This window comes from Kitasatospora nipponensis (assembly GCF_039528135.1).
GTDB classification, from domain to species: Bacteria; Actinomycetota; Actinomycetes; order Streptomycetales; family Streptomycetaceae; genus Kitasatospora; species Kitasatospora nipponensis.
Window position 1 is genome coordinate 1 of record NZ_BAAALF010000979.1, and the last position, 567, is coordinate 567.

Here is a 567-nt window from a genome sequence, read left to right on the forward strand (position 1 = left end):
TCGCAGGAGTCGATCGGCATTCCCAGTGAGATCGCCAGGATCATCCAGGCCACGATCGTCCTGTCCGTCGTGGTGGCGTACGAGATCGTCCGCCGCGCCGACCTGGCCGCCGAGCAGCTCCGGGTCGGCCGCGCCGGAGCTGCTGCTTGACCTGATGCTCCCGGACGCCGTCTCCTACGGCGCCTGCACCAACCGGGCGTTCCTGGTCGCCGGCGCACTCGGCTGCGCCTCGATCCACCGCCGGGACTCGGACAGCGGCTACCAACTCCTGGACGGCAAACCGGTGTTCCCGACCCACCACGAGCTGCTCTCGCCCGGCAGGACGGGCACCGACGCGGCCGACGGTGTCACGGACAACGCGCTCGACCCGGCGCACGGGGCCAAGCCGGTCTCCATGGTCGGCAGCTCCTTCATCGGCGAACTGTCCGTGGACGTCGGCGAGATCCGCGAACTGGACCCCGCGATCTACCACGAGGTGGTCAGCCTCTGGGCCCCGCCCGAGTGGTCGCGGGAGGAGATCGACGGCCTGGTCGAGGAGTCCTTCATCGGCGGTGGCACCGATCCGTT

Annotated in this window: 1 pseudogene; it reads left to right on the forward strand. The window is 70.0% G+C overall.

Annotated elements, in window-relative coordinates:
- Positions 1 to 118: 118 nt before the first annotated feature.
- A pseudogene (locus ABD323_RS44425) lies at positions 119 to 567 on the forward strand (DUF6271 family protein); the annotation flags it as partial.